The organism is Citrobacter sp. wls826, from assembly GCF_005281245.1.
Lineage (GTDB): Bacteria > Pseudomonadota > Gammaproteobacteria > Enterobacterales > Enterobacteriaceae > Citrobacter > Citrobacter braakii.
The window spans coordinates 55,260-60,978 of sequence record NZ_SZWS01000061.1; the positions used below are offsets into that span (position 1 = coordinate 55,260).

The window sequence follows — 5,719 nt, forward strand, 5'->3', positions numbered from 1 at the left end:
TTTGGTATTTCGGCGGCGAGCTTCGCCGTTTTCACCCGGTTTGAGTTTTTGCGAACTCCTCTGGTACTGCTGTCCCTGGGATTATTACTGCGTGTCTTCTGGCGGCTCTATTTTTCCAAACGGTTGTGGTGCTCCGGGTGGTTAACTCTGAAGCAAGCGCGCGTTCTCTACTGGTGCGCGCTGGCATTGATTTTGCCGGTGCTATTTTACCCAACGCTTGTTGCCTGGTTTTATGAGGTATTTGAATGAAGATCTTCGCGTTAGTTGCATGCTTGCTGTTGCCGCTGTGGGCTCAGGCGGCCAATCAAAAAGTGGTGCTGGATATACAAAATATGACCTGCTCGTTATGCGTTATTTCGGTCAATCAGGCGCTACGTGAAACTGACGGCGTGATTAAAGCAAAATCCTCTCTCAAAACCCGGCAGGCAGAAGCCATCGTGCCAGAAGGTTTCCCAACCGATACTCTACTTAACGCAGTAGCGAAAACGGGCTATACCGCAACGCTCAACCGTATTGAACAACAGTAAACCACCTGCGGGTGGTTTTATTGTGTTTTCCCGGTATGATGCCCGGCGGCTTAGTGTTCTCTTTTGTGCGTTAACTACCGGAATTCCCCTCTTTTCCTGTTAACCTGAACAGGCGGCTGCTGTAAGCCGCATATGCCCATTTATATCTGTTATCCCTCCAGCCATGTAGGATGATCACAGGCAAGATTTTTTGACTAAGGAAAAGCGTTATGAAAACGGGACCATTAAACGAGAGCGAACTGGAATGGCTGGATGACGTACTGACTAAGTACAATACGGATAAGGCTATTCTGGATGTGTCAGAACTGGATGGTTTACTGACGGCGGTACTGAGTTCACCGTATGAAATTGAACCGGAGCAGTGGCTGGTCGCTATTTGGGGCGGCGCGCAGTATGTTCCTCGCTGGTCCTCCGAAAAAGAAATGACGCGTTTCATGAACCTGGCGTTTCAACATATGGCGGATACGGCCGATCGCCTGGATGAATATCCTGAGCAGTTTGAGCCGCTGTTTGGTTTGCGTGAAATTGACGAGCATGAACTGACCATCGTTGAAGAGTGGTGTTTTGGTTATATGCGTGGCGTCGCGCTGTCGGACTGGTCCGCGTTACCAGACTCGTTAAAACCGGCGCTCGAGGCTATTGCGCTGCACGGTACGGAAGAAAACTTTGCGGTCGTTGAGAAACTGACGCCAGAAGCGTTCGAAGAGAGCGTGGATGCCATCCGCCTGGCGGCGCTGGATCTGCATGCTTACTGGATGGCGCATCCTCAGGAAACGCCGATTAAAGTACCGGTCAAAGTGGATGCCAAGGTAGGGCGCAATGACCCTTGTCCGTGCGGTAGCGGTAAAAAATATAAGCAGTGTTGTTTGCATTAAGAAAAAGGGGCGTTAAGCCCCTTTTGTTTTAACCCACTTCCGGTAGTAATCCTGCTGCAATAGAAAACTGTACGGCTATCACCACAATGCCGCACAAAAATACCAGCGCCAGCGCCGGAGCACCCCCTGCCACGCGGTAGTTAGCCTGTGGATTCTGTTTTCTGCTCTGCCATGCCAGCATCGAGGGAATGAGCAGCGCCAGCACCGCCAGGGCAACGCCCGCATACCCCAGGGCCATGACGAAACCACGCGGATAGAACAGCGCGAATGCCAGCGGCGGCAGGAAGGTCACCACGCCGGTTTGCATTCTTCCTGCTACGGTATTGCGGCGCTGGAAGAGGTCGGCCAGGTAGTCAAATAATCCCAGTGCGACGCCGAGGAAAGAGGTTGCCAGCGCAAGGTCGGCAAACAGATGCACCGCCAGTTCGACGTGCGGCGAAGCCACGACTTCACGTAATGCTTGTAATAAACCGTTTAAACCAGCGTGGTTGGCTAACAGCCCCATGAACGTTGAGGAGTTAATACTGCCAAGCGTGGCCAGTTGCCAGAAGATATAGGCGACTAGCGGAATGGCACTACCGGTGATAAACACCCAACGCAGTTTACGGATGTTACCGTTCATATAGCTGACGATACTGGGGACGCTGCCGTGAAAACCGAACGAAGTGAAGATAACCGGGATTGCAGAAAGTGCCAGCCCCTGCTGAAGCGGCAACGTAAGCAGGTTTACTTTATGGATATGCGGCATTAACAGGGCCAGCATCACCACCAGAAAGATTATCTTGGCACTGAACAACAGGCGGTTGAACAGATCGACCAAAGATGTGCCAACGCAAACCACGCCACCGGCAACAAAGGTGAACAGCAGTACGCCTGTTGTCGGGGAGAGCGTTGTCCCGGTCCAGTCGCTGATGCTGGAAGCCAGCAACTCACCAGCGCCACTGATATACGCTGCCGTCAACGCGTACATTAAAAACATCATGCTAAAGCCCGTTACCCATTGTCCGTAGCGACCAAGATAACGTTTTGCCAGCGTACCCAACCCGGTGTCTGCCGGTACGTGTTGATACACTTCAAGCAGCAACAGAGCGGTGTAGCACATTAGCGCCCAAAGACTCACTAACAATACCAGCGTGACGCTAAACCCCACGCCTGCCGCGGCCAGCGGCATTGCCAACATACCGGCACCAATCGTGGTTCCCGCCACGATAAAAATACTACCCAGGGTTCTGTTTTTCACGCTTTCCTCTGTCCCAGAGATAATCAACGGTTATATCTGCGGCGCAGGTTAAGGCAAAACGCTATTTTCGTCAAATCACCGTTACAATGAATGTACATTAATCTTTACGATGTTTGGCGCGTTAAGATGTATCACAAATGATATTTATCTGCGGGTAAACCTGCGTTAGCGCAAAGCAAGGCCGTGCCGTTCACATTAGGCTACGGACTTTATTGAGGAGGTAGTATGGAATCTATTCACGGTCACGAAGTGCTCAACATGATGATTGAATCTGGCGAGCAGTATTCATATGCCAGCCTTGAAGCGGCGATAACGGCACGGTTTGGCGAGCAGGCTCGTTTTCACACCTGTTCTGCGGCGGATATGTCGGCAGCTGAGCTGGTGGCGTTTTTAGCGGCGAAGGGAAAGTTTATTGCAAAAGAAGACGGCTTCTCTACGCACGAAAGCAAGATCTGCCGTCACTGATTTTAGCGGGTAATGATGGCGGGTTGCCTTCATTACCCCACAACATTAATTCTGTGTATCAAGCGTAGCCAGTTCTTTATCGATGAAATAAAGACCTTCGCCACTTTTCCCTGCCAGCGATAACTTATCAATGACAGATTTAAATAATTTCTCTTCTTCATGCTGCTCGGCAACATACCATTGCAGGAAATTAAACGTCGGATAATCCTGGTGGGTCATTGCCGCGTGTGCCAGCTCATTAATTTTCTGGGTGATCAACTGCTCGTGTTCGTAAGTAACACGGAACAGTTCGTCCAGAGACGCATATTCAGCAAAGGGGGAAGGAACGGTGTTAATACACGGCAAGCTGCCGGTATCGGTCAGGTAGTCAAACAGACGCTGCATATGCGTCATCTCTTCCTGGGCGTGACGGCGCAGGAACGCGGCGGCACCTTCAAAGCTGTGATAGCTGCACCACGCGCTCATCTGTTGGTAGAGCAGAGATGAATATAATTCAAGGTTCATTTGCTCATTCAGTTGGTCGATCATTTCTGTTTTCAGCATGGTTGTGCTCCACAAACGTTATTATATATTAGCGTGGCGTCACTATAATTTGTTATTTAATTATTTGCAAAAGGTAAAATAATAAATTTATTTATTAAAAATGCGAATGGGAATAAAACGCATTAACGCTATTAAGCGGAGAATATAAATAATGAAAAGGCAGAAGACCAGCAATAATGTGCTGGTCGAAAATATTAATAATTGAAGGCAGGCGATTGGGATACCGCAACGCCGTGACACTGCCAGGCGAGCGTGATTTTGGTATTTAAACACAGAGAACCGGCATATACGCTACAGGTTGATACCGGCTGACCAAACGCCATTGCGTTGGCATAACCCAGGCGCTGACACTCTTTGGTGGCTGTGCCTTGGGTCACGTAATCATCGGTACGCGCCGTTTGTAGCATGGCCTGGTTGTAGGTCAGGCGAACGACGCCGGTGATGGCACTGGCTTCGCTGACCTGCGCCTGTTTAGTAATAGTGCATCCTGTCAGCACGAGCGGCAAAAGGGCAAGGATAAAGGTCTTCATGTGATCGCTCTGAAAGTTCGGAGATAGGCTATCATGGCATATGTGGTGGCGCATCAATGGCTTGAATAGCCCGAAGATCACCTGCGATTAATCGCAACGACGTCATTTTATTGAGGCTATTCTGAGCTGTCTCAGGAAAAATGTGAGCACCTCATTATTTTATAAAACAAAATTTCATTAAATTTGAAAGTAAGTTTGCAAAATAGTAATGTGGCCTGAATGTTATGACTTTCAGCGGGCCTCCGCAGCGCATTCAGGAGATTACAGAATGAAAATTGCATTGATGATGGAAAACAGCCAGGCAAGCAAAAATGCCATCATTCATAACGAGCTTAAAGCCGTTGCGGATGAGAAAGGTTTTCCAGTGTATAACGTCGGGATGAGCGACGAAAATGACCATCATCTGACCTACATCCATTTAGGGATTATGGCCAGCATCCTGCTCAATTCCAAAGCCGTGGATTTTGTGGTTACGGGTTGCGGTACGGGTCAGGGGGCAATGATGTCACTGAATATTCATCCGGGCGTGGTGTGTGGTTACTGTCTCGATCCGGCAGACGCATTCTTGTTCTCTCAGATCAACAACGGGAATGCGCTTTCTCTGGCATTCGCCAAAGGTTTTGGCTGGGGTGCTGAGCTGAATGTGCGCTATATGTTTGAAAAAGCATTCACTGGTCGTAACGGCGAAGGGTATCCACCAGAGCGTAAAGAGCCGCAGGTGCGTAACGCGGGTATTCTGAACCAGGTGAAAGCGGCGGTGGTAAAAGAAAACTATCTGGACACTCTGCGCGCTATCGATCCTGAACTGGTAAAAACCGCCGTATCTGGTCCGCGCTTCCAGCAGTGCTTCTTTGAAAACTGCCAGGACAAAGCGATCGAAGCGTTTGTACGCGAGATAGTTGGCTAAATCCTGTTGGCCCGGCGGTGTTCGCTTGCCGGGCTATTTGTTCTTGCTAGATACCGCGCTTCCAGCATCATGGGCAAGCCGCAGCGTATCAACCATACCTACCAGACAAATAATCGCAATAGCGACAAAGGCCAGCCGGAAACTGATCCCCGGAATATTGCCTAACGCCAGCCATTCACTCACCTCATCGCCGATACGAATTCCGATAGCGGCCAATGAAATGCCCAAGCCTACCGCTAATTGTGTTGCCGTACTGAACAGCGTATTGGCGTAGCTCATTTGTGGCCCGGGGACGTCCGCAAAGGCAAGCGTGCTGATACCGGTAAACTGAATTGAGCGGAACACGCCGCCCAGATACAACACCAACAAAATAACCCACACCGGGGTCTGCGGCGTAATTAATGCACAGGCCAACAGCGCCAGGACGTTTAACGCACCGTTGATTAACAGCAGTTTCTTAAAGCCCAGCCAGCGTATCAACGGCGTGGTGGCAGGTTTTATCGTCAGATTGCCCACAAACACCGCCAGAACCAGCGAACCCGCGTGAAAAGCGTTCATGCCAAAACCTACCTGGAACATTAGCGGCAGCAGAAATGGCACAGCGCTGATAGAGGCTCGAAATAGCGACCCGC

General features: G+C 50.1%; 8 protein-coding genes and 1 pseudogene. 5 read left to right on the top strand and 4 right to left on the bottom strand.

All coding sequences use genetic code 11. From position 1 onward, the window contains the following. From FDW87_RS22955 to FDW87_RS17755, 3 genes are all read left to right on the top strand, one after another. Window positions 1-249 (top strand): hypothetical protein (locus tag FDW87_RS22955; RefSeq protein WP_252363234.1); only part of this gene is annotated, 249 nt, incomplete at its 5' end. Beyond that, a complete protein-coding gene (locus tag FDW87_RS17750; protein WP_016153460.1) occupies window positions 246-527 on the top strand; it encodes a heavy-metal-associated domain-containing protein in 282 nt (93 codons plus the stop codon). The genes FDW87_RS22955 and FDW87_RS17750, both read left to right, overlap by 4 nt. Window positions 528-736: 209 nt before the next feature. Continuing rightward, window positions 737-1,402: a YecA family protein gene (locus FDW87_RS17755; RefSeq protein ID WP_049269073.1), complete on the top strand. Its 666-nt coding sequence runs from the start codon at window positions 737-739 to the stop codon at window positions 1,400-1,402. A gap of 28 nt (window positions 1,403-1,430) precedes the next feature. Here FDW87_RS17755 and tyrP read toward each other — a convergent pair whose 3' ends face one another. Continuing rightward, window positions 1,431-2,642: a tyrosine transporter TyrP gene (gene tyrP, locus FDW87_RS17760; protein ID WP_016153458.1), complete on the bottom strand. Its 1,212-nt coding sequence runs from the start codon at window positions 2,640-2,642 to the stop codon at window positions 1,431-1,433. A 225-nt stretch (window positions 2,643-2,867) separates the two neighbouring features. Here tyrP and FDW87_RS17765 point away from each other — a divergent pair, with 225 nt between their 5' ends. Next, entirely contained in the window at window positions 2,868-3,107 is a 240-nt protein-coding gene (locus FDW87_RS17765; RefSeq protein ID WP_049269075.1) for a YecH family metal-binding protein, read from the top strand. Window positions 3,108-3,152: 45 nt separating this feature from the next. Here the strand turns inward: FDW87_RS17765 and ftnA are convergent, their stop codons facing one another. Together ftnA and FDW87_RS17775 are read right to left on the bottom strand one after the other, a co-directional pair. Continuing rightward, window positions 3,153-3,650 (bottom strand): non-heme ferritin, encoded by a 498-nt coding sequence (gene ftnA, locus FDW87_RS17770; protein ID WP_016153456.1) that lies wholly within the window; start codon window positions 3,648-3,650, stop codon window positions 3,153-3,155. Between the two features lie 194 nt (window positions 3,651-3,844). Further along, the gene (locus tag FDW87_RS17775; protein ID WP_016153455.1) at window positions 3,845-4,180 is read right to left on the bottom strand and encodes a YecR-like lipofamily protein; all 336 of its coding nucleotides are present in this window, start codon (window positions 4,178-4,180) and stop codon (window positions 3,845-3,847) included. A 268-nt stretch (window positions 4,181-4,448) separates the two neighbouring features. On the opposite strand from FDW87_RS17775, the gene FDW87_RS17780 reads away from it, so the two are divergent. Beyond that, window positions 4,449-5,087 (top strand): RpiB/LacA/LacB family sugar-phosphate isomerase, encoded by a 639-nt coding sequence (locus tag FDW87_RS17780; protein ID WP_016153454.1) that lies wholly within the window; start codon window positions 4,449-4,451, stop codon window positions 5,085-5,087. Between the two features lie 33 nt (window positions 5,088-5,120). Here the strand turns inward: FDW87_RS17780 and FDW87_RS22960 are convergent. Further along, window positions 5,121-5,719, bottom strand: a pseudogene (locus FDW87_RS22960) (MFS transporter); the annotation flags it as partial.